Consider the following 19,993-nt stretch of genomic DNA (forward strand, 5'->3'; position numbering starts at 1 on the left):
AAAACTTTAAACAACCTGTTGCCTATTTACCTTACTTCCCTACCACTCTAAAAATCCAAGTCTTTCCGCTGAACTTACCGTCAAAATTGCTGTCTCTTGCATTTCTGGCTTGCCCCATTGTATCAAAACGGTTTAAATACACATAATGGAATTTGTTCTTGCTGCGTATAAATGAATCTGGCTGAAGTCCTTTTCTTTCCAAATCGGCCACAAAGGCATCAAAGTACTTTTTGGTACCAAACACATTTGCTATTAAGTAATAGCCTGGCTCTAGCCCGGCCTCAGCCTGGACTTCTTCATACTTCTCTCCTTTACGAGGTGTAACCGCTTCTTGTTGTGTCAATTTAGTTTCTTGGGCTGCTTTCTCTTGAACCGGTTTTACTGCAGCAACAGCGGCGGCTTCAGCTTTCTCTTTTGCTTCTTTAATTTTTTGTGCTTCAGCCAAGGCTTTTTCTTGTTTGGCTTTATTGATTGCGTCTAATTTTCTTACCTGTTCTGCCTCTTCAATTTTTGCAAGTTCTGCCGCTTTCGCTTTTTGAGCCATTTCGTCTTTCTGCTGCATAGCTTCTTTTTCAGTAGCTTCCACCAATGCTTCTTCAACTTTCATTTGCTCTTCAGCCTCTTTCTTGAGACGCTTCTCTTCTTTCTTTAAAGCTAACGCTGTTTCTTTTTCAGCTTTCGCTATAGAATCTTGGGCACTTTTTTCCTGCTTACGGCGTTCCTTTTCTTGTTTTTTAGCTAGTTTACCTTCTGATTTAGATTCTTCCGCTAGTTCCTCTGCTTTTTCAAGTTCTTCGGTAAGAGTTTCGTTTTTCTTTACCTCTTCTGCTTCGGCCTTAGCCAACGCGGCAGATTCTATTTGGTCCAACTCATTTTCTTCTGAAATCACAGAACCAACCATTTTATGTCGCTCTTCGGGTTTACCAAAGAAATACGCGGCCATCAACTCAAAAGAAGATTCTGTACTTACTGATGAATCTGCTCCAAACTCTACCAACGCACCTAAAGACACATGATTAAAAAAGGTGCCTCCTACGCCTACACCATATCCGTAAAAATTATTAAATCCTAACTGGCCCCAATATTTATTAGTGTTCAAAAGGGCGTTAAAACCAATTTGATTGGCCTGCCCCGGAATAGTACGTAAGTACATAGATGGGCGCACAAATGCATTCATTGCAGCCCCTAGCGTAACCGGAAAATCATAGGAAACAAGACCCATATATACTTTATCTTCTTTCTCCGTATTGACTTCTTTTTCTGTAAAATTATAATCGAATAAATTTTCGGAAGCAAAACCCAACGTAAGTCTTTCTACACTAAGACTAACACCCGGCGCCATTTGCAAAATAAAATCATCAACAGATGATGACTGTGGCAATGGAAAATCTGGATCAACAATAAAACGGTCATCTGCCAAAGATTGCTGAAACCCAAAAACATTAGCTCCAACCGATAATTTTACTGTTTCATTGAGGTCAAAACTATATGCGTAGTTGATTACCCCACCCGTATCAAAATAGATACCTGTATTTTGCTGAAAAAATGCAGCGCCAACAGTAGACTTATTGTTTAATTTTCTGGTGTAATTTAAAAATTGGGTTGTAGGGTTACCATCTATAGTTTGCCATTGCCAACGCACCCAATAAGCCAAAGAATTGGCATTGTTTCTATCTACCGAATAAGCGGGATTAAATAGACTTGCGTTGTAAGTCGTTAAATTATGTTGCCTTAAATCTGCAGGTAAACGAGATTCTTGACTCCGCAGAACCAAAACAGACAGTAAAAAAAGAAATGTATATATAGTTCTGAGCATGATTACAAAAAAACAAAAACCAGTATTCTTACATACTTTTTCTGTTTAAATTTAGTTAATATTTATGCAAGAGTTTTCAACCAAAAACTATTACTTATTATGCAACGGATCAAATCCCTTTATATTATTCTTTTTGTCACGTTAATTTTCACAAGTTGCAAGGACGGTCAAAAAGCAGACCAAGATACAAACGCCAAAGGTGTTGTTTCTACCTTCTATTTTATTCGCCATGCTGAGAAAGACCGATCAGATACCGAAAATACAGATCCAGAATTAAATCAACGTGGCTTAGGAAGAGCTATGCATTGGGCCGAAATTCTAAAAGACGTTGAGCTAGACGTTATTTACACTACAGACTACGAAAGAACTTCTATGACCGCAGCACCAACCGCTGTCAAAAAAGAGCTTGATGTAAAATACTATGAACCTCAGAATGTAAACATAGAACGGTTTAAGACCGATAATCTAGGTAAAAAAGTCCTTGTTGTTGGCCATAGCAACACCACGCCTGAATTCGTAAATAAGATGATTGGCGAAGATTTATATTACGAAATGGACGATAGCGATAACGGGAGTCTTTTTATAGTTCAACTCGCTAACGGTCAAGCCACTTCACAACGCATCCACATTAACTGTAACTGCCCAAAAGAACGTTAACCGAATTTCTTAGGTATATATTGTAAGTGGTATCAATTTTTAATATACCCTTATCGCTTTTCTATGCCAATGAATTAGCCTATAATTTAGAGAACTTCACTATTTTTGTGCTATGGTTCAAAAGAACGTCAACATAAAGAATAAAAAGGCCAAGTTTGAATACGAGTTCATAGACACTTATGTAGCTGGTATTGTTTTGGCAGGAAGTGAAATAAAATCTATCCGAGAGGGTAAAGCGTCAATAACTCAGAGTTTTTGCGAGTTTAACGACCGCGGAGAGCTTTTTGTCATCAACATGCAAATTGATGAGTATTCTCACGCTTCCCACTTTAATCACAAGCCAAAGGCCGAACGTAAGTTGCTAATGAACAAGCGCGAGCTTACTAAATTGCGCAAAGAAGTCACCACTTCTGGTTTTACCATTGTACCCATAAACCTATTCACAAACGATAGAGGACTAGCTAAATTAAAAATTGCGTTAGGAAAGGGTAAAAAACTATATGACAAACGCGAAACCCTGAAAGACCGTGATAACCAACGTGATCTTTCAAGAATAAAGAAAAGTTTCAATAATTAAGTTGATTGCTTAATTCTTATTTTCAAGAAGCGGTACAAAACGGAAAGAACCGAATTCCTTCTTTTCAAATTCCTTTTCAGATTTTCGAATAAATAATGTCATAATTTGATCATCCGTTCCCACAGGTATCACCAATCTTCCGCCAATTTTTAATTGACTCATAAGTGCTTTTGGCACTTCCGGAGCCCCAGCAGTAACAATAATCCCGTCATAAGGCGCTTCTCCTGGTAGACCTTTGTAACCATCTCCAAAAATGAGCTTCTTTGGACGGTATCCCATTTTTCTAAAGAAAATTTTAGTCTTCTTAAAAAGCTCGGATTGGCGTTCAATTGTATAAACCTTTGATCTAAGAAGTAACAATACTGCGGTTTGGTATCCACTTCCCGTTCCTATTTCTAGAATTTTATGGTCAGGTTTTACCTCCAACAATTCAGATTGAAAAGCAACGGTATATGGTTGTGAGATAGTCTGGTCTGCCCCTATCGGAAACGCTTTGTCTTGATAGGCATGGCCTTCAAAACTGCTATCCATAAATAAATGCCGCGGTATAGTACGTATGGCTTCCAGTACATTTTTATCGGTAATGCCTTTAGCTACCAATATTTCGGCCAGCTTATTACGCATTCCCCTATGTTTTAAAGTATCTCTCAACGGTTTGGTTTTGGAACGTAAAGTTAACTTGTAAATCTTCAATTCACAAGTATACCGCCTAAATGTCAGCCTTCATTTTTTTAAAGATTATCAAACCTGAATCTTCTCTAATCAAACCCGAAAACTCCTAAAGTATCCTTATTTTTGATATAAATTGAAATTATGCTTAGAGTTGGCGTATTAGGCGCAGGTCATTTAGGAAAAATACATTTACGTCTACTTAATGAATCCGACAAATATGAATTAGTTGGTTTCTATGATGCAGATGCCATAAATGGAAAAAAAGTAGCAGATGAATTTGGATATCACTACTATGAGAACATTAATAAACTTATAGAAGCGGTAGATGTGGTTGATATTGTAACCCCTACCCTTTCTCATTTTGATTGCGCCAAAAAGGCCATAGAAAAGGGAAAGCATATCTTCATAGAAAAACCCATAACCAATACTTACGAAGAAGCCACAGAGCTTTTGGAATTAGAAAAAAAGTATAATGTAAAAGGGCAAGTAGGACATGTGGAGCGGTTTAATCCCGCTTTTTCTGCTGTAAAACATCAGATTAATACGCCTATGTTCATTGAAAGTCATCGTTTGGCAGAGTTCAACCCACGTGGAACGGATGTACCAGTGGTTCTCGACTTAATGATTCATGACATAGATGCTATTCTTAGCGTAGTAAACTCTGAGGTGAAACAAATTAATGCCAGTGGCGTTTCTGTTATTAGTAAATCTCCGGATATTGCCAATGCGCGAATAGAGTTTGAAAATGGCTGTGTGGCCAATTTAACGGCCAGTAGAATTTCCTTGAAGAATATGCGTAAATCGCGTTTCTTTCAAAAGGATGCCTACATATCCGTAGACTTCTTAGAGAAAAAAGTTGAAGTAGTAAAAATGAAAGATGCTCCTGAAAAAGTGGGCGATTTTGACATGGTACTGCAAAACGCAGAAGGCGAAAAAAAGCAAATCTATTTTGAAAACCCGGAAGTGGGTACAAACAACGCAATCCTAGACGAACTAGAGAGTTTTGCCGATGCTATTGCGAACGACACTACGCCAATCGTAAGCTTAAAGCAGGGTACACAAGCACTGAAAGTAGCCTTGCAGATTATTGCTTCATTTTAGAACTAAAACACCACATATGCAACATATAGCGGTTATAGGTGCCGGTACCATGGGAAATGGAATTGCCCATGTTTTTGCTCAAAACGGCCATAAAGTAAACTTGATCGATATTTCTGAAGATTCGCTAGCCAAAGGGTTGACAACAATCACGAAAAATCTTGACAGAATGTTGGCCAAAGAAAAGATAAGCGAGAGTGATAAAGTAGCTACTTTAAACAACGTTTCAACTTTCACTACCTTAAAAGAAGGTGTTACAAACGTAAATTTAGTAGTTGAAGCGGCTTCTGAAAACTTGACTGTTAAACTCGGTATTTTTAAAGAACTAGATGCTATTTGCGATGAAAGTACGATTCTAGCAACCAATACATCTTCCATATCAATTACACAAATTGCGGCGGCAACAAACCGACCACAGAAAGTGATTGGTATGCACTTTATGAATCCGGTGCCTATTATGCAATTGGTAGAGATTATTCGCGGCTATAGTACTTCTGACGAAACTACACAGCAAATCATGGAGTTGTCCAGCCATTTAGGGAAAACGCCTACTGAAGTAAATGATTACCCTGGTTTTGTAGCTAACAGAATATTAATGCCTATGATTAACGAGGCTATTGAAACCCTTTATAATGGCGTAGCCGGTGTTTCGGAAATAGATACCGTAATGCAATTAGGGATGGCGCACCCAATGGGACCTCTGCAATTAGCAGATTTTATTGGTCTAGATGTATGCCTATCAATTCTAAACGTCATGTATGATGGCTTTAAGAACCCTAAGTATGCACCCTGTCCACTATTAGTAAATATGGTAACGGCTAAAAAACTGGGTATAAAATCCGGAGAAGGTTTCTATGATTATAGCGAGTCTAGAAAAGCTGAAAAGGTTTCATCTCAATTTTCATAAAATTTTTAATACACAAATTTACCGATGATAAAAGACAACCTTTTAGAAATCAAAAATACACTTCCTGACCACGTAACCTTGGTTGCTGTTTCCAAAACGAAACCAGACGAAGATTTAATGGAAGCCTATGCTGCCGGCCAGCGCATCTTTGGAGAAAACAAAGTACAGGAAATGGTGGGTAAGTGGGAAAGACTTCCCAAGGACATAAAATGGCATATGATTGGGCACTTACAGCGCAACAAAGTCAAATATATGGCTGAATTTGTTGATTTGATTCATGGTGTGGATAGTTTTAGGTTGTTGACAGAAATCAACAAAAGAGCGGAACAAAATAACCGCACTATTGATTGCCTCCTTCAGATTCACATTGCAGAAGAAGATACCAAGTTTGGATTGGATAATGAAGAGCTTAATGCCATTCTTAAATCAGAAGAGTACCATCAGCTTAAAAATATAAATGTTGTGGGATTAATGGGCATGGCCACTTTTACTGATGACGAAACGCAAGTTAAAAGGGAATTCAAACAATTGAAATCGATTTTTGACGCTATTAAACCAGAAAACCCACAGATAACAATTTTATCCATGGGAATGAGTGGTGATTACCAAATGGCTATTGAGGAAGGAAGTACTATGGTACGCATTGGAAGTAGTATCTTTGGAAAACGAAACTATTAATATCTTCCTTTTAACCACAAAAGACCTTCACCACAGAACAAAAACGCATACATGTATTCCATTTTAGATATAGAGACCACAGGAGGGAAATTTAATGAAGAGGGCATTACCGAAATTGCTATTCATAAATTTGATGGACATAAAGTGGTAGACCAGTTTATTAGTTTGGTAAATCCTGAAAAGGATATTCAACCCTTTGTTGTAAAACTTACGGGTATCAACAACAAGATGTTACAAACCGCCCCCAAATTCCATGAGATTGCCAAACGGATTGTTGAAATTACAGAAGACACCGTTCTAATTGCCCATAATGCTCAATTTGATTATAGGATATTACGAACAGAATTTAGAAGATTAGGCTATAATTTTGAGCGAAAGACCTTGTGTACGGTAGAACTGTCCAAAAAACTGATTCCCGAAGCAGAATCTCATAGCCTTGGTAAGCTAGTTAGGTCTTTAGGTATTGCGGTAAGCGACCGTCACAGAGCAAATGGTGATGCTTTGGCAACCTTGCAACTCTTTAAAATTCTTCTTTCCAAAGACCTAGATAAAACCATTATAAAAAGTGTCATCCGCAAAGAAACCGAAGGCGAACTCTCTGATCGTCAATTAGACATTGTAGATTCCTTACCCTCTGAGACCGGTGTTTATTATATGCATGACAAAGACGGTGAGATATTATATCTAGGGAAAAGCACGAACATTAAGAAAAGAGTAAACCAACATTTTACTAAAGGTGGTGGACGAGCTAGACAATTACAAAAAGCCACCAAAAAAGTTACTTTTGAAAGAACTGGAAACGAATTAGTAGCTCTCTTAAAAGAGAACGAAGAAATTAAAAGAATCCGAACGAAATATAATCATAGACCAAAAGCCGTAAGTTTTAGCCATGGTGTGTATGTTGAAAAAAATGATACCGGTTATGACACTTTAAAGGTTAAAAAGATTACTGGAAGAAATGGTGCGTTTGCGACATTCAATAGCGAAGCAGGTGCCACTAATTTCATTTTTAAAATCACCCGAGAGTTTAATCTTTGCGATAAGCTAAACGGAATATCAGAAGCAAAAAAGAATTGCTCCAATTACGATGAAGGCGAATGTCTTGGCGCATGTATATCCAAAGAGCCTGCTGAAGACTACAACCAAAGAGTTACAGAGGCTGTTAACAAATACTCGTTGAATAATAAAAATGTTGTAATTGTAGATAAAGGACGAGAAATTGGTGAATACAGTGCTATATTGATTAAAAATGGTGATTTTAAAGGTATTGGCTATTATAACCTTAATCATCAAATCAATAATATTCATATCTTAGAATCTATAATTGCACCTATGCAGGGTAATGATAATACAACACATATTATTGAAAATTACATGCGTAAAAAACATGGTCTAAAAATTCTTGAAATAAGTAATTAGTAAAAGTTGAGACAAAACAAACCCGATAAAGGCTGGAAATACAAGGTTCATGAAGTTATTTATGAAGCGGACACACCTTTGGGTAAATGGTTTGACATTCTATTGTTTGTTTTGATTATTATTAGTGTGCTCTTGGTAATGCTAGAGAGCGTAAAATGGATAGATGCGGAGTATCATGAAATACTTTTTATTCTAGAATGGATAGTTACTATTCTATTCACCATAGAATATATAGCTAGAATTGTTAGTATAAAACAGCCTAAGAACTATATTTTTAGCTTCTATGGTGTAATAGATTTACTTTCTACAATTCCTTTGTACTTGTCCTATATTTTTGCTGGATCTCAAGTATTATTGGCTATTCGGTCCCTACGCCTCTTAAGAGTATTCAGGATATTAAAATTGGTGAGGTTTTTAGGAGAGGCGTCTCAATTAAAAAATGCATTAAAGGCAAGCAGAGCAAAAATTACCGTTTTCCTTTTTGCCGTACTTATCCTTTCCGTAATCTTAGGTACGTTAATGTATTTGATAGAAGGGGATGAAGCTGGCTTTACCAGCATACCTACCAGCATCTATTGGACTATTGTAACCCTTACTACGGTAGGTTATGGAGACATTGCCCCAATAACGCCACAAGGACAATTTATAGCTACTTTGATCATGCTTGTAGGTTATGGCGTAATTGCCGTTCCAACAGGTATCGTAACTGTAGAATTTGGAAAAAAATCGCAAGCACAAAAAACAATTGGCGATAAACATTTTGTTCATGTCAACACGCAAGCTTGTAGGAATTGTTCAAAAGAAGGGCACAGAGATGATGCCACCCATTGTTATAACTGTGGAAGCGAACTGTAATGGAGAAAATACTTTTATCCGTTGTAGGCCCTACCGCTATTGGCAAAACTAAACTTGCCATAGCTCTCGCAAAACATTTCAAAACAGAAATAATCTCGGCAGACTCTAGGCAGTTTTTCAAAGAGATGAGAATAGGTACGGCTGTACCCACACCGGAAGAATTAGCGCAAGCCAAACATCATTTTATACAACACATCAGTGTTTTTGATTCTTATTCCGTAGGTGATTTTGAACGCGATGCCCTTCATTTACTTGATGAACTCTTTAAGGTAAATGATATTGTGATAATGGTAGGTGGCAGCGGACTTTATACTAAAGCCGTAGCCGAGGGTTTAGACGATTTTCCAAAGGTAGACCCAAAAATTCGGGAGCAACTCAATGCAGAATTTGCAGAAAATGGAATTGAAAGCCTGCAAAACGATTTAAAAAATAGAGACCCCGACTATTATGCAACGGTAGATCTAAACAACCCACATAGACTCATTAGAGCCTTGGAAATTTGTATTGGAACCAATACACCTTACTCCTCTTTTCTTTCCAAAAACAAAAAAAATCGTCCTTTTAAAACGGTTACTGTTGGTATAGAAGCTGATCGCACGCTTATTTACGAGCGCATTAACCAACGTGTAGACATCATGGCTCAAGAAGGACTTATTGAAGAAGCGAAGCAATTAGAGAAGTACAAAGAACTAAATGCTTTGCAGACCGTTGGTTACCGAGAGCTTTTTACCTATTTTGAAAAGAAAGAAAAATTAGAAGATAGCATTGCCGAAAGTGACCTTACTTTCGCTTTAGAAGAAATAAAGAAAAATACCCGCAGGTTTGCCAAAAGACAATTAACTTGGTTCAAAAAAAACGAAGCAACCATTTGGGTTTCTTATGATGCAGATTTCCAAGAATTGATAGCGAGTTTAAATAACATTATACCAAATGAAAAGTAAAAACCCCATAATATTTGTCATGGGCGTATCCGGCTCTGGTAAAAGCACCATAGGCAAACTTTTAGCAGAAGAGTTGAGTTTAGAATTCTATGATGGGGATGACTACCATCCGGAAGTAAACGTAAAGAAAATGGCCGATGGTAACCCTTTAGATGACAATGATCGCCAAGGTTGGCTAGAAAGACTAAATGTCCTAGCTATTGAGAATACTAAAAATGGAGCTGTTATAGCTTGTTCTGCACTTAAAACTAAATACCGTACCATTTTACAAAACGGAATTGATAAAAAGCTAAATTTTGTTTACTTGAAAGGTTCTTTTGAAGAAATTATGGCTCGTCTTGAGCTACGGCAGAATCATTTTATGCCGCCAGAATTGCTTCATTCACAATTCAATACGCTAGAAGTACCGGAAGACGCCATTACAGTTTCCATAATGCATACGCCTAAAGAAATTGTATTCAAAATAATAACAGCGTTATAAGAAAATAAAAAGCCGTGCTATATAAATATAGCACGGATTTTTTAATTTTAAATATTCGGTTTTATACGTCTTCTTTAACAACCAATCTGAAACCTTCTCCGTGAATGTTTAAGATTTCAACCGCATCATCTACCTTAAGATACTTTCTTAGTTTAGCAATATAAACATCCATACTACGAGACGTGAAATAGTTATCATCTCTCCATATTTTTGTCAATGCCAACTCTCTAGGCATTAAATCATTTTCATGAAGTGCCAAAAGACGTAAAAGCTCATTCTCTTTTGGAGAAAGCTTAATAGCCTCTTCTTCTTTATACTTTAAAAATCTAAGTTTAGAATTCAGTTGGAAATTACCTATTTTAAATTCGAATTTCTTACTGTCTGCCAATGTGTTAGATGCTTTTCTCTGAAGAATAGCTCTTAATTTCATTAAAAGAACTTCGGAGTCAAATGGCTTGTTGAGATAATCATCAGCTCCAGCCTTATATCCTTTTAAAACATCTTCTTTCATAGTTTTAGCGGTAAGAAAAACGATAGGAACATGCTCGTTCTTTTCACGAATTTCCTTTGCCAAGGTAAAACCATCCTTATAAGGCATCATCACATCTAAAATACAGATGTCATAATTATCTTTCTTGAACTTTTCAAATCCCTCCATACCATTCTTGGCTAAAGTGACATCAAAATCGTTCATTGATAAATAATCTTTCAGCACAATTCCAAAATTGGGATCATCCTCTACTAAGAGTATTTTTTTATTTACTGTTTCCATAACTTGTTGAGTTAGATTAAAGGCAATTTTATATAGAAAGTACTTCCCTTTCCTTTTTCACTTTCTGCGTAGACCTCACCTTGGTGGTCATCGACTATTTTTTTAACATATGCCAATCCGAGCCCATGCCCCTTAACATTATGTAAATCTCCCGTATGTTCACGGTAGAATTTTTCAAATACTTTTTTGACCACTGCCTTACTCATTCCGGCTCCTTGATCTTTTACTTTTATTACTATATAATTTTTAACAACCTCTGTATAAATATCTATTCTTGGTGCTTCTACTGAATACTTTATAGCGTTGTCAAGAATATTTACAATTACATTGGTAAAATGCATTTCACTAGCCAAAACTTCCGTTCTCGAAGCATCTAAATGCGTCTCTATATATCCACCTCTATCAGCTACAATAAGTTCTACATGAGCTATTGCATCCTCTATTATGTCGTGAACATCTACCCTATCCTTACTAATATCTAGCTGATTCTTTTCTAGCTTAGATATACGCAATACATTTTCTACTTGAGCATGCATTCTTTTATTCTCTTCACGAATCATTGTTAGATATCGATCCACCTTTTCAGGATCAGCAATTATCTTGGGATTTCTAATAGCTTCTACAGCCAAGTTTATAGTAGCAATGGGCGTTTTAAACTCATGCGTCATATTATTAATAAAGTCAGACTTTATCTCGGCAATCTGCTTTTGACGTATTAACTGGTAAATTGCCCCAGAATATGCTATAACGATAACCAATGTAAAAAGCAATGACAAAAGCGCCATTTTTATAATAGACTGAATCAGAAACTTCTTTTTCTTTGGAAATGAAATCAACAAAGAGAAATTACTTGCCCCTTCACTATCCTTAAAAATAGCAGTCTCATAAAGCATATCCTTTTCGAACTTAAACTTCCTAGACTTTACCTTAGTGGGAAGCCCTCTGCTATACACCCCATATTCGTATTCAATATTAAGGTTTCTATTCTTTAGTTCACGATCAAGAAGCAATTGTATTTCTTGATTGGAAACCCTTTTATGAATAGGCACTTTTTTGGCATACTCACTAAAAACATCTTCGAACTGGGCTTTTTCAATAGCCGACAGTCCTCCTATTTTTTCAAGTTTCTGTACTGCATTCAGTTTATACTCTTTACCGTCCAACCCGTAATCTTCTTTAAAGATTGTTTTGGTACGCTTGCTAGTATAATTTTTAATTGTAGTAATCGTATCACTACCATTACCATTATCAAAGAACGTAGATGCTATATTATAATCTTCTTCTAAAATACCATGGGAATAAAACCGAATCTCATTGGAATTTATATCACGGTCTATAAAAAAGATATTTCTTAAATGAGAGCTTTTAGGCTCACCTACACTATCTTTTATGTTTATGTAACGCTCAAAATAATCCTTTGTTTCCCGCTCTTCTATTTTATCGGAAACTTCATTTAAAACCTCCGATACTGTATTAGAAAACTGTTCTTCCTTGTCTTCCACAGACTGCTTTATCCACAAGAACTGAACAGATATAATTCCTATCAGGGAGAGACTCATTAACGCCACCAAAAGGACAAATAACCTCTTATTCATTAGAAAGCAAAATTAAAGATTTAACATATAGCAGATGATACGTTTAACCAAACCTTAACAAAAATGTTAAAACTGCGTGAGGGCTATATTTTATTAAGTAAATCGCGATGAACATCTAAGACTTGAACCTTTGTTTGTTCTAAATTCTCATTTTGGATGATATAGTCCGAAGATTCTATTTTCTTATTATCGCTTAACTGATTTTTCATTCTAGCTTCTATACCTTCAACTGTATTAGATGCATCGCGTTGCATTATACGGTTAATTCTGGTCTCCTTAGGTGCGGTTACCAAAATGATACAATCATAAAAATCCTGTGAGCCAATTTCAAATATAATGGCCGCTTCTTGAATTACATAATTTGAGCTTTGATCTTCTGCCCAACTTATAAAATCTTTTCGAACAGCAGGATGTACTATCCCGTTTAAGGTGTTCAGTAATTCTTTGTTATTGAATACTTTTTTTGACACGTAGGCCCTATCCAATTTTCCGTCCTTATAGGCTTCATTTCCAAGAAGTTCTTTTATAGCAGTTATTAACTCTGGTAATTTTTGCATTAAGTCTTTTGCCCGTTCATCAGAATTATAAACAGGTACACCCAACTCCTCAAACATTTTGGCAACAGTGGTCTTACCACTCCCTATACCACCTGTTAAGCCTACGATTATCATTTTTTGTTCAATATATATTCCACACTGTTCTGTTCCAGTTTTACACTGTGCAGACCACTTGGTTTTTTCCTTAATTCTAATTGCAATTCATCTGTATTTCCGTCTTTCAATTGTCCGTAGTCTACAATGACTTCAAAATCTGATGCCTCCAATTTTTTAAGTCGTTTTAACTTGGCCTTACACAAAACATTAACTTTGTCCGGAAATGTTTTTACATCAATATTACTAGGAAAATGTACGGTCTTTATTGGCACTTCAAAAACCTTTTCGGAAAATCTAGCAATTTTCGCCGTAAGCTCCACTTTACTGGCGGAGTACCGGGTATTCCTTAGAAATTTAGATTTATAGATATTCACAGTTTCTGAAAAGTCAGCATCTAAATCAGGAAGCGTTAGCTTATTGGTGCGCACAACATTTATACTATCAATTTCTTTGGAAGGACCTGTAATGGTAATAGAATCTGGCTGTATTTCCATCTTACCGTCTAGAAGGTAATTGGTGGCCATATTTACTTCTACATTGGGTCTTACCGGCACTTTTTTAGAAATTACAGCCAACATACCCACGAAGAGGGTATCAGTTTCAATATCTATTAAAGACATTGATGTACTTAATTGCCTTTCTACTTGCTTTCGATATACTTTTTGAGGAATATAAAATATGGAGTCTTTTTGCAAAGCATCGGCAAGATCTATAGACACCTTAGCATGTTTAAAATTAAACCCAAGAAGCTGAAATCCACCTGCCTTAAGTTTTACTTTTAATTCATTATCTGTGGCGCCTTTAAACAAATAACCTTCTGGAACGTTCACATATTCCAAATCAAAATTAGTCGTACTCACATAACTCTCAGAGAGGTTATTAATGAGCCATATTAAGGTCGAAAAAAATAAAAACACCAAAAATATCTTTACTTTTCTCTTCTTAAGAGCCTTCTTGACTTTATCTATTATCCAGTTTACCAATTATTTGAAGAATAAGTGAGGAAATAATTTTTCCGGTTCCTTTTTGCTAAAGTTAAGAAAGATGGTCGATTTTAAAAAACCATATCCATATCCCATAAATTGAATACCTACAGCCACTAGAGAAAGTAAGGCAACCGCCAAATTTCTATTCTTTAAAAGTGAATCTAAGAAAATGAGCGAAAAATAGATAATATATAAATATATAGGCAAGCTAATCCCTATTGCCAGAAATAAAAGCGACGCTAAAAAACCCAAACAAAACAATGTTGGGAACCAATAGGTCATTTTTGATGTCTTTGGGTGCCATTTATTTAAAATTGGACGAACACTTCCGAATTTCTTCACTTGAATAAAAAACTTATTCCAGTCTATACGACGCTTATGATATACAAAAGCTTCAGGTATAAGCTTAGTATCAAAACCTTTGTTCCAAATGCGAAACGTAAAGTCCGGGTCTTCACCAGGATGAATTTTTCCGAATCCACCAACGGTTTCGAATACCGTTTTAGAAATCCCCATATTAAAGCTGCGAGGCTGAAACTTATCCAATGCTTTTTTATTCCCACGAATTCCTCCAGTGGTTAACACAGAAGTCATAGCATAGTTAATAGCTTTTTGCAAAAGCCCAAAAGACTCATGAGCAGCATCGGGTCCACCAAAACAGTGAACAAAGTTATTTCTCAAAGCATTATCTACCGCATCTAAATACTGCGGCGGAATCATACAATCTGAATCTACAATAAGAAAGTAATTGCCCTTGGCAAGGGCCATTCCGTAATTCCTAGAATCTCCAGGTCCTGAATTGGACTTTTTGTAATATGAAATAGTAAGCTTATCCTTATATTTCTCCACCACTTCTTCCGAAGAAAGTGTTGAGCCGTCTTCTACAATCAATACTTCAAAATCCTTGGAATAGGTCTGGTGCGCTAGACTTTCTAGCAGCTCCGCTATTTCATCGGGTCTATTATAAACAGGAACTATAAACGAAAAAGATAAATCCATGAGCTTTTATACGGAAGTTCTTAGGGCATTTTTCATTACTTAAGTAGGTAATGTAAAATGCCCATAATATATGCCGAAAACAAATATTCTTCGCCAGAATTTAATCTATTGAAAGCTATTTTATTTCTACTCGGTAAAACGTTCTATAATCTCTTGGCTAACACCTGTATTTGAGAAACCACCATCATGAAACAAGTTTTGCATTGTAACTTTTCTGGTAAGGTCAGAGAAAAGAGTAACAGTATAGTCTGCACATTCTAATGCCGTTGCATTCCCTAAAGGCGACATTTTTTCAGCATAACTAATAAAACCGCCAAAACCTTTCACACCCTGACCGGCTGTGGTTGGTGTTGGTGATTGTGATATGGTATTCACACGAACATTTTTCTCTTTTCCGAAGAAATAACCAAAACTACGTGCTACAGACTCTAAATAAGCTTTATTATCTGCCATGTCATTATAATCAGGAAAAACACGCTGTGCTGCCATATAAGTCAAAGCAACTATACTTCCCCATTCTTCCATAGCATCGGCTTTATACAAGCTTTGCATCACCTTATGAAAAGATAAAGCAGAAACATCCCATCCTTTAGAAGTAAAGTCATATTTCTCATCAGTATAAGAACGTCCTTTCCTAACGTTTACGGACATACCGATTGCATGTAATACAAAATCGATTTTTCCTCCAAGAATTTCAACTGACTGAGCTACCAAGTTTGCTAAATCTTCTTCGCTAGTTGCATCGGCAGGAATAACCTGAGAACCAGTTTTTTCGGCCAAATCTTTAATTTGCCCTAAACGCATGGCTACAGGTGCATTGGTCAAAACAAAAGTACCGCCTTCTTCATGAATACGTTCTGCTGTTTTCCACGCTATTGAATTTTCATCCAAAGCTCCAAAAATAATTCCTCTCTTACCTTTTAATAAATTATACGACATTGTGATAGATTCTGTTGGTTGTTCTTAAAGCGCCAAAGATATTTAAAAAGTTGGCAACAAATAGTTGCCACATGAAGAAAAACGTATTTATAAGTCTAAAAATCACCTTAAAAACCAAATACAGCCTCTAGCAACCTGTCCAGCACCTCTTTTTCTAGTTCAAAAGTTGCCTTGCGTGAGCCATAGCGGAATCAGATAACTCTTTACCTCCCAACATTTCAGCCAACTCCACTACCCTTTCCTCTTTGTTCAATTGCTTCATGTTTGTTTTTGTAACGGCACCTTCTTCCAACTTATAGACTTTAAAATGATGATCACCTTTTGAGGCTACCTGAGGTAAATGTGTAATAGAGAACACTTGCATGCTTTTACTCATTGCTTGCATAATATCACCCATTTTACCTGAGATTTCACCAGAAACTCCAGTATCAATCTCATCGAACATGATGGTAGGCAAGTTTTCGTATTTCGCTAATATCGATTTGATGGTAAGCATAATCCTGGAAAGTTCACCACCTGAGGCTACTTTCTTCAGCTCACCGTAATCACCTCCTTTATTAGCGGAAAACAAAAATGTAAGTCCGTCTGCTCCGTTTGCTTTAAAGTCGTTCGCCTTAAAAAGCTCTATCTTAAAAGTAGCACTAGGCATACCCAAAGCTTTTAGAGAATCTTCTAATTGTTTTTTAAGTTGCGGGATAACCTTTTTACGCTTGGCCGTTAGAACATCGGCTGCTTTCTGCAGGGCGACTTTTTGACCTACAAGCTCTTTTTCTTTCTTTTCTATATCAGCTTCAAGATTTTCTGTGACACTTACTTTTTCAGAAAGTTCTTCTCTAATTCGCAGTAATTCGGAAACCTCTTGAACTCCATGTTTTTTCTGCAAATCATAAAGTTGTTGCAACTTCGTATTAATTTCTTCCAGTACCTGTGGATTCGCTTCTGTTCCCTCCTGATAGTTCTGAAGTTCGGAAGCTATATCATCAACTTCTATAAAAACAGACTGCACGCGCTCGTTCAGGTCTGCATACTGAGTTCCAAAACCAGATAATCTATTGGCAATTTGTTTGAGCTCCGTAAGTAGACTTACAATGCCTACCTGTTCATCATTAAGTAGTTGGTGACCTGAAGAAATAAGTTCTAAAATATTCTCTACGTTGTTCAGTTGCTCGTACTGCTCTTCCAAATCTTCTTGCACTCCTAACTTTAAAGGTGCCGCTTGAAGCTCTTCTAACAGAAAGCTATTGTAATCATGTTCTTTATTTGCTTCTTTCTGAAAATTAATAAGTTCAGATAGCTCTTTTGAAGTTGTTTTATATAAAAGAAGTTTTGCCGTATAGTCGGCTAGCCCACTCTTATTATCAGCAAGGGCATCTATTACCTTTAACTGAAAATCGTTATCCGTTAACTGAAGCGTTTGGTGCTGGGAATGCACATCTATAAGACTACTACCCAAACGGGTTAGAATATCTAATGTAACAGGTGAATCATTAATAAAAGCACGGGATTTCCCGCTGGGCTGAATCTCTCTTCTTATGATGGTTCGTTCCTCGTAATCCAAATCGTTATCTTTAAAAAAAGACTCCAAATTATATTTGTCAATTTGAAATTCCGCTTCTATAACGCATTTTTTATCCTTGTCTCTTAAAGAAGATAAATCGGCACGTTTTCCCAAAACTAGGGACAAACCACCCAACAAAATCGACTTTCCTGCACCAGTTTCACCTGTAATACAGGTAAACCCATTGGTGAAGTCTACATTGAGATTATCTATTAATGCGTAATTTTTTATGGAAAGGTGTACTAGCACAGTTTTCTATTCGATTTGTGCTGTAAAGATAATTGATAATTTGGTACTGAAAGAACTAGTACTTAATATCGTTCCAAGTACTGGAATATAAGGGAGCAATACTGTTTAACGTCTCTTTTAACTGCACAATATCTACTTTTGGCCCGTCTGAAAAGATGTTTTGTATCTCATCTGACTTGGCATCAAAGAAAGTCTGAATCAAAAAAGCGTTAGGCCTACGTTTAATCATCGTCTCAAAAAGTTTCATTGTACCGGCAATAACTTGTTTGCCTGTACTATTATTATCTCCAAGAATATCAAGACCCTTACGGTGATAATTATACATAGCTATACGGTACTCACGATAGGTATTGGACAAAAGGTTATCTACCAACTCAAACCTACTACGATCACTATTTTGATCCCAACCCGTATAATTGCTACCTTGAGCTTGGGTGGTAATTTGCTGTGCTTTCCTAAAATATTCAGTTCCGCCTTCTAAGGAGAAAGTATCTGCATCAAGACCCAACATGGTGTACACATAAAAAGAAACAACACTTACAAGATTAGATTCAAAAACGTTTTCATTGAACACCAAAGGCTGAAATTCAATGTATTCAAAATTGAGTTGATTATCCTTATAGTTGAAAATAGGGGTTTCGTATGATGTATTAAAAACAGGACGTGAAGATTGAATCTGAATATTACCCTCAAATCTATTAGACTCGTAATTTGTAATGGTAATAAACATTTGGCTGTTTATACGTTCATTATCCTTGTAAGTACGATTCGTCCACTTGTTCTTATTGATAAAATCATTTAAAGAACGTTCTAAGGTTTTAAAGATCTGTTGATTGGTTTGCGAGACTTGATCCGCATTTATAGTAACGACACAATTCATTTCCTGCGCCGAAACGGACATCATAAAAAATGAACAAAAAAATATAAGTATGAAGTTACGCATGGTATCTTTTCAAGATTTCATCAAAAATGTCTTTGGCCACCTCTGCCTTTGTCTTTAGTTCAAACGGCTTAATTCCAGAATTCTTATCTATGAAAGTAATTTTGTTCGTAGGTTTTCCAAAACCAGCTCCTTTATCGTTCAGAGAGTTTAGAACAATGGCATCTAAATTTTTCTTTTTGAGCTTGCCTATAGCATTTTCAAGCTCATTTTCTGTCTCCAAAGCAAAACCAACCAAAAACTGCTTTTCCTTCTGATTACCCAGTGATAGCAAGATATCTTTGGTCTTCACCAAGTCAATCGAAAATTCGGTTTCTTTTTTCTTTATTTTCTGATTAGCTACCGTCTTCGGCCTGTAGTCCGCAACTGCAGCAGCGCAGATAGCTACATCTATATTTTTATAGTGCAGATGTACCTCATTGTACATTTCTTCCGCAGAGGTTACTTTTTTTAAATTGATAAGGTCATGCGAGACAGAAAAACGGGATGGTCCAGAGACCAAAATAACGTGTGCTCCTAAATTTGCTGCCACCTTAGCCAATTCATACCCCATCTGACCAGAAGCGTGATTGCCAATAAACCGCACAGGATCTATGGCTTCATACGTGGGTCCGGCAGTAATCAGAACTTTTTTTCCACTAAGCGGAAGTCCTTTTTGTAAATACGCTTTAATGAACTCGACCATATCTTCCGGTTCCGCCATGCGTCCTTCTCCGTGCAGGCCGCTTGCCAATTCACCAGAAGTAGCAGGAATCATAAAATTCCCAAAAGATTGTAATTTTTCAAAGGAATTTTTAGAAGTTGGATGTTTATACATATCCAAATCCATTGCAGGAGCAAAGAAAACCGGACATTTTGCCGAAAGGTATGTGGCCAGCAATAAATTATCGCATGTGCCGGTAGCCATTTTAGCCAATGTATTAGCCGTAGCTGGCGCAACGACCATTAAGTCTGCCCATAGACCTAATTCTACATGATTATTCCATTCCGTTGCTCCATCATCCTCATTGACCAATGAAGTTAGCACCGGGTTTTTTGAAAGTGTAGCTAGCGTAAGTGGGGAAACAAAAGAGCTGGCGCTATCTGTCAAAATAATTTTGACATTAGCGCCAGCTTTAATCAGTAAACGTACGAGAAAGGTAGTTTTGTAAGCGGCAATTCCTCCGGTAATGCCTAAAAGAATGTTCTTTCCGCCTAGCAT

Annotated in this window: 20 protein-coding genes; 9 read left to right on the forward strand and 11 right to left on the reverse strand. The window is 36.7% G+C overall.

Annotation, left to right across the window (positions count from 1 at the left end; translation table 11 throughout):
* Positions 1 to 31 precede the first annotated feature (31 nt).
* Entirely contained in the window at positions 32 to 1,816 is a 1,785-nt protein-coding gene (locus IWB64_RS18615) for a PorP/SprF family type IX secretion system membrane protein (RefSeq protein ID WP_194535442.1), read from the reverse strand.
* 99 nt (positions 1,817 to 1,915) lie between these two features.
* Here IWB64_RS18615 and IWB64_RS18620 point away from each other — a divergent pair, with 99 nt between their 5' ends.
* Both IWB64_RS18620 and smpB read left to right on the forward strand, forming a co-directional pair.
* A complete protein-coding gene (locus tag IWB64_RS18620; protein ID WP_194535443.1) occupies positions 1,916 to 2,473 on the forward strand; it encodes a SixA phosphatase family protein in 558 nt (185 codons plus the stop codon).
* A gap of 112 nt (positions 2,474 to 2,585) precedes the next feature.
* Positions 2,586 to 3,050 (forward strand): SsrA-binding protein SmpB, encoded by a 465-nt coding sequence (gene smpB / locus IWB64_RS18625; protein ID WP_194535444.1) that lies wholly within the window; start codon positions 2,586 to 2,588, stop codon positions 3,048 to 3,050.
* 9 nt (positions 3,051 to 3,059) lie between these two features.
* On the opposite strand, the gene IWB64_RS18630 is transcribed toward smpB, so the two are convergent.
* On the reverse strand, positions 3,060 to 3,701 hold the full coding sequence (locus tag IWB64_RS18630; protein WP_155595908.1) for a protein-L-isoaspartate(D-aspartate) O-methyltransferase: 642 nt from the start codon (positions 3,699 to 3,701) through the stop codon (positions 3,060 to 3,062).
* 162 nt (positions 3,702 to 3,863) lie between these two features.
* On the opposite strand from IWB64_RS18630, the gene IWB64_RS18635 reads away from it, so the two are divergent.
* Genes IWB64_RS18635 through IWB64_RS18665 form a run of 7 tightly spaced genes read left to right on the forward strand, consistent with a single transcriptional unit; the run spans position 3,864 to position 10,101 of the window.
* Positions 3,864 to 4,823 carry a Gfo/Idh/MocA family protein gene (locus IWB64_RS18635; protein WP_194535445.1) on the forward strand — a complete coding sequence of 320 codons (960 nt, stop codon included), beginning with the start codon at positions 3,864 to 3,866 and terminating at the stop codon, positions 4,821 to 4,823.
* A gap of 16 nt (positions 4,824 to 4,839) precedes the next feature.
* Complete coding sequence (locus IWB64_RS18640; protein WP_194535446.1) at positions 4,840 to 5,727, forward strand: 3-hydroxyacyl-CoA dehydrogenase family protein; 888 nt, start codon at positions 4,840 to 4,842, stop codon at positions 5,725 to 5,727.
* A 24-nt stretch (positions 5,728 to 5,751) separates the two neighbouring features.
* On the forward strand, positions 5,752 to 6,405 hold the full coding sequence (locus IWB64_RS18645; protein WP_194535447.1) for a YggS family pyridoxal phosphate-dependent enzyme: 654 nt from the start codon (positions 5,752 to 5,754) through the stop codon (positions 6,403 to 6,405).
* A gap of 51 nt (positions 6,406 to 6,456) precedes the next feature.
* Positions 6,457 to 7,824, forward strand: a complete 1,368-nt coding sequence (locus tag IWB64_RS18650) for an exonuclease domain-containing protein (RefSeq protein ID WP_194535448.1) — start codon at positions 6,457 to 6,459, stop codon at positions 7,822 to 7,824.
* 6 nt (positions 7,825 to 7,830) lie between these two features.
* Positions 7,831 to 8,679 carry an ion transporter gene (locus tag IWB64_RS18655; protein WP_194535449.1) on the forward strand — a complete coding sequence of 283 codons (849 nt, stop codon included), beginning with the start codon at positions 7,831 to 7,833 and terminating at the stop codon, positions 8,677 to 8,679.
* The gene (gene miaA / locus IWB64_RS18660; RefSeq protein ID WP_194535450.1) at positions 8,679 to 9,620 is read left to right on the forward strand and encodes a tRNA (adenosine(37)-N6)-dimethylallyltransferase MiaA; all 942 of its coding nucleotides are present in this window, start codon (positions 8,679 to 8,681) and stop codon (positions 9,618 to 9,620) included. The genes IWB64_RS18655 and miaA overlap by 1 nt, the downstream gene beginning before the upstream one ends.
* On the forward strand, positions 9,610 to 10,101 hold the full coding sequence (locus IWB64_RS18665; RefSeq protein ID WP_194535451.1) for a gluconokinase: 492 nt from the start codon (positions 9,610 to 9,612) through the stop codon (positions 10,099 to 10,101). The genes miaA and IWB64_RS18665 overlap by 11 nt, the downstream gene beginning before the upstream one ends.
* Positions 10,102 to 10,162: 61 nt before the next feature.
* Here IWB64_RS18665 and IWB64_RS18670 read toward each other — a convergent pair whose 3' ends face one another.
* The 9 genes from IWB64_RS18670 to coaBC form a co-directional block, all read right to left on the reverse strand.
* Positions 10,163 to 10,873 (reverse strand): response regulator transcription factor, encoded by a 711-nt coding sequence (locus IWB64_RS18670; protein WP_155595900.1) that lies wholly within the window; start codon positions 10,871 to 10,873, stop codon positions 10,163 to 10,165.
* An 11-nt stretch (positions 10,874 to 10,884) separates the two neighbouring features.
* A complete protein-coding gene (locus IWB64_RS18675) occupies positions 10,885 to 12,468 on the reverse strand; it encodes a sensor histidine kinase (RefSeq protein ID WP_194535452.1) in 1,584 nt (527 codons plus the stop codon).
* A gap of 83 nt (positions 12,469 to 12,551) precedes the next feature.
* Positions 12,552 to 13,139, reverse strand: coding sequence for a dephospho-CoA kinase (gene coaE, locus IWB64_RS18680; RefSeq protein WP_194535453.1), 588 nt, complete (start codon positions 13,137 to 13,139; stop codon positions 12,552 to 12,554).
* On the reverse strand, positions 13,136 to 13,981 hold the full coding sequence (locus IWB64_RS18685) for a CdaR family protein (RefSeq protein WP_194535454.1): 846 nt from the start codon (positions 13,979 to 13,981) through the stop codon (positions 13,136 to 13,138). Before IWB64_RS18685 ends, coaE begins: the two co-directional genes overlap by 4 nt.
* Positions 13,982 to 14,104: 123 nt before the next feature.
* Positions 14,105 to 15,106: a glycosyltransferase gene (locus tag IWB64_RS18690; protein WP_194535455.1), complete on the reverse strand. Its 1,002-nt coding sequence runs from the start codon at positions 15,104 to 15,106 to the stop codon at positions 14,105 to 14,107.
* A 126-nt stretch (positions 15,107 to 15,232) separates the two neighbouring features.
* A complete protein-coding gene (locus tag IWB64_RS18695) occupies positions 15,233 to 16,045 on the reverse strand; it encodes an enoyl-ACP reductase FabI (protein ID WP_155595895.1) in 813 nt (270 codons plus the stop codon).
* Positions 16,046 to 16,199: 154 nt separating this feature from the next.
* Positions 16,200 to 17,852, reverse strand: a complete 1,653-nt coding sequence (gene recN / locus IWB64_RS18700) for a DNA repair protein RecN (RefSeq protein WP_194535456.1) — start codon at positions 17,850 to 17,852, stop codon at positions 16,200 to 16,202.
* A 55-nt stretch (positions 17,853 to 17,907) separates the two neighbouring features.
* Complete coding sequence (gene porD / locus IWB64_RS18705) at positions 17,908 to 18,795, reverse strand: type IX secretion system protein PorD (protein ID WP_194535457.1); 888 nt, start codon at positions 18,793 to 18,795, stop codon at positions 17,908 to 17,910.
* On the reverse strand, positions 18,788 to 19,993 hold the full coding sequence (coaBC, locus tag IWB64_RS18710; protein ID WP_194535458.1) for a bifunctional phosphopantothenoylcysteine decarboxylase/phosphopantothenate--cysteine ligase CoaBC: 1,206 nt from the start codon (positions 19,991 to 19,993) through the stop codon (positions 18,788 to 18,790). Before coaBC ends, porD begins: the two co-directional genes overlap by 8 nt.

This window comes from Zobellia nedashkovskayae (assembly GCF_015330125.1).
In the GTDB taxonomy this organism is placed as follows: Bacteria; Bacteroidota; Bacteroidia; order Flavobacteriales; family Flavobacteriaceae; genus Zobellia; species Zobellia nedashkovskayae.

Excerpts from the sequence above, each read along its gene's own strand:
- IWB64_RS18615 (WP_194535442.1), bottom strand. The coding sequence starts at position 1,816 with ATGCTCAGAACTATATATACATTTCTTTTTTTACTGTCTGTTTTGGTT.
- IWB64_RS18620 (WP_194535443.1), top strand. The coding sequence starts at position 1,916 with ATGCAACGGATCAAATCCCTTTATATTATTCTTTTTGTCACGTTAATT.
- smpB (WP_194535444.1), top strand. The coding sequence starts at position 2,586 with ATGGTTCAAAAGAACGTCAACATAAAGAATAAAAAGGCCAAGTTTGAA.
- IWB64_RS18635 (WP_194535445.1), top strand. The coding sequence starts at position 3,864 with ATGCTTAGAGTTGGCGTATTAGGCGCAGGTCATTTAGGAAAAATACAT.
- IWB64_RS18640 (WP_194535446.1), top strand. The coding sequence starts at position 4,840 with ATGCAACATATAGCGGTTATAGGTGCCGGTACCATGGGAAATGGAATT.
- IWB64_RS18645 (WP_194535447.1), top strand. The coding sequence starts at position 5,752 with ATGATAAAAGACAACCTTTTAGAAATCAAAAATACACTTCCTGACCAC.
- IWB64_RS18650 (WP_194535448.1), top strand. The coding sequence starts at position 6,457 with ATGTATTCCATTTTAGATATAGAGACCACAGGAGGGAAATTTAATGAA.
- miaA (WP_194535450.1), top strand. The coding sequence starts at position 8,679 with ATGGAGAAAATACTTTTATCCGTTGTAGGCCCTACCGCTATTGGCAAA.
- IWB64_RS18665 (WP_194535451.1), top strand. The coding sequence starts at position 9,610 with ATGAAAAGTAAAAACCCCATAATATTTGTCATGGGCGTATCCGGCTCT.
- IWB64_RS18670 (WP_155595900.1), bottom strand. The coding sequence starts at position 10,873 with ATGGAAACAGTAAATAAAAAAATACTCTTAGTAGAGGATGATCCCAAT.
- IWB64_RS18675 (WP_194535452.1), bottom strand. The coding sequence starts at position 12,468 with ATGAATAAGAGGTTATTTGTCCTTTTGGTGGCGTTAATGAGTCTCTCC.
- coaE (WP_194535453.1), bottom strand. The coding sequence starts at position 13,139 with ATGATAATCGTAGGCTTAACAGGTGGTATAGGGAGTGGTAAGACCACT.
- IWB64_RS18690 (WP_194535455.1), bottom strand. The coding sequence starts at position 15,106 with ATGGATTTATCTTTTTCGTTTATAGTTCCTGTTTATAATAGACCCGAT.
- IWB64_RS18695 (WP_155595895.1), bottom strand. The coding sequence starts at position 16,045 with ATGTCGTATAATTTATTAAAAGGTAAGAGAGGAATTATTTTTGGAGCT.
- porD (WP_194535457.1), bottom strand. The coding sequence starts at position 18,795 with ATGCGTAACTTCATACTTATATTTTTTTGTTCATTTTTTATGATGTCC.
- coaBC (WP_194535458.1), bottom strand. The coding sequence starts at position 19,993 with ATGCTAGGCGGAAAGAACATTCTTTTAGGCATTACCGGAGGAATTGCC.